At 44.6% G+C, this 2,654-nt stretch carries 1 protein-coding gene; it reads left to right on the plus strand.

From position 1 onward, the window contains the following. Positions 1–383: 383 nt before the first annotated feature. Complete coding sequence (gene glmS / locus ACXLDX_RS14070; RefSeq protein ID WP_457577821.1) at positions 384–2,225, plus strand: glutamine--fructose-6-phosphate transaminase (isomerizing); 1,842 nt, start codon at positions 384–386, stop codon at positions 2,223–2,225. The last annotated feature ends 429 nt before the right edge of the window (positions 2,226–2,654 follow it).

A 2,654-nucleotide genomic window follows, 5' to 3' on the forward strand; every position in this document is an offset into this window, starting at 1 on the left:
AGGTAAGGGTAAAGGTTCCTTTCCTGTATGATTTTTCAAGAAGAATATTTTTTAACCGCTGTTTGTCGTTCATAGTGTTTTGAATACCTGAAGATTAGAACCCGTATCCTGCACTTTTTCCGTAATTACTCACAGGTGCCCATATTTTTGCAGGTTCTTTTGTTTATAATTCATGAAAACCGTGCAATACTACATTTTTTTTGCTGGAGTTGAAAGAAAAAACTGGTATGTTCAGATAATGTTGTCAGGATTCGGCTCATTATATCGATCATGAGTATGGGATATTAAAAATAAAACCAGTCAGGTACAAAACTCAACCTGACACATGTGAGCAGTTACGCCTGGGTTTCATGGTGGTAATCAAAAAATAAAAAGGTGAAGTTATGTGTGGTATTGTAGGGTATTGTGGTCCCCGAAAGGTTGTTCCCGTGGTTCTGGAAGGTCTCAGAAGGCTTGAATACCGCGGGTATGATTCCGCCGGTATAGTTTATCTGGAAGAGGGCCGGCTCGTCAAGCATCGTGCGAAAGGCAAACTGTCAAAGCTTGAACAAATCATTGACTCAGCCCTCATTGCGCCATCACATATCGGCCTTGGCCATACCAGGTGGGCCACCCATGGCGCGCCGACTACTGAAAACGCCCATCCCCATAGTGACTGTACTGGAGATCTTGTTGTCATCCATAACGGTATCATCGAAAACTACCACTCCCTCAGGCTTGAACTGAAGGAAAAGGGACATGTTTTTTCTTCAGAGACGGATACGGAAGTGCTGGCGCATCTTATTGAGGAATATCTCGATAAGGATCTGGTGGCTGCGGTAAAAAAGGCCATTGAGAGAATTGAGGGCGCTTATGCCATTGGTGTTCTCTGGGCCGGAATGGAGGATACCATTATCGGTGTGAGAAACCAGAGTCCTCTGGTTCTCGGATTAGGAGGAGAAGAGGGGAATTTTCTTGCCTCCGATATTCCGGCGTTTTTACCTTATACCAATAAAGTTATTTTCATGGATGACATGGAACTTGCTGTTATCACGTCGCAAAGTTGTGAGATCCAGTCCCTTGAGACCGGTCTTCTCGTGGAAAAAGAGGTCAGGACTATTGACTGGAACGCAGGAATGGCCGAAAAAGCCGGTTACAAACATTTCATGCTCAAGGAGATTTTTGAGCAACCCCAGGCGATAACAAATACAATCAGTGGCAGAATTAATCCTGAAACAGGTGAGGTTGATCTGCCGGAGATCAATCTTGATCGCGAGGCCATAGACTCTTTTGACAGAATATTTCTGGTGGCCTGTGGAACGTCCTGGCATGCGGCCCTCATTGCCAAATACTGGATAGAAAAATTTGCCCGTATTCCGGTGGAAGTGGATATAGCCTCAGAATTCAGATACAGAAATTTGTTGATAGATAAACGGGTGTTGACGGTTTCTATTTCCCAGTCCGGAGAAACTGCAGATACTCTTGCCGGTATCAGGAGAGCTAAGGAGATGGGATCAAAGGTGGTTACTATCTGCAATGTTGTCGGTTCAACCATGACAAGAGAGGCCGACGGTACTATCTACACCCACGCCGGTCCGGAAATAGGAGTGGCATCCACCAAGGCGTTTATTTCCCAGCTTGCGGCACTCTTTCTTTTCACCCTGTTTCTGGCCCGGAAAAAAGAGACGATTTCTCCTGAAAAAAGCAGGGAACTGGGCAGGGCGCTGGTAGATATTGCCGGTGTGGTAGACAGGGAACTGCCACGTATCCGTACTGACATAGAAGACCTGATTGATGATTTCTGGGATTGTCGTGATTTTCTCTTTGTTGGTCGGGGGCTCAGTTTTCCCATTGCCCTTGAAGGCGCATTGAAATTAAAAGAGATATCCTATATTCACGCCGAAGGCTATGCCTCCGGAGAGCTGAAACACGGTCCCATTGCCCTGATCGACAAGGAAATGCCCATCGTCGCCCTGATTCCCAGGGATGGGGTCTACAGCAAAAGTCTGTCCAATGTGGAGGAGATAAAGGCAAGAAAAGGACGTCTTATTCTCTTTGGTACAGAGGGTGACAGCCATCTGGCAAAACTGACCGATGATGTGATTTATCTGCCGGAGGTTCACGAAGAAATGAACCCGATTCTCTATACAATTCCCGCCCAGATACTCTCCTATGAGATAGCAGCCAGAAGGGGCTGTGATGTTGATCAGCCGAGGAATCTGGCCAAGAGCGTGACCGTGGAATAGAGGAAAAACAATCTTGATTACCCATGAAACTCAGCCAAATTGTGGATTGGGCCTGTTTGATCAGGCTAATCTACGGTCAAAAATCACTGGAAATCTCAATTGATAAGGAATTCAAATGAAAAAGTGTCAGTCCAGGTCATTTTATAATCAGTCTAATGTGACTTTTGAAATACGCCTGATAAAACAGGCCCAATCCCCAGACTCACAAATAACAGGCTGAGTTTCATATATAATCAGAAAATTATATGATGAAAGAACATTTTTTAAGGCGGCTTTAAACGGTGAGTCCTTTTTTGACCCATAACAAAATTAAAATCGGCGGGAATCCGCCAATTTTAATTTTACACTTATTCTGAATTTGCTATAACTTGGGGTACACCGTGCTTTTTTTTATTAACCAGAACTGGTTCCTTTTTTGCAAGGTTATGC

It is taken from the genome of Desulfomarina sp. (assembly GCF_054039375.1).

What these genes read in the sequence shown, in the direction of transcription:
- glmS (WP_457577821.1), top strand. Translation starts at nt 384, where the DNA reads ATGTGTGGTATTGTAGGGTATTGTGGTCCCCGAAAGGTTGTTCCCGTG.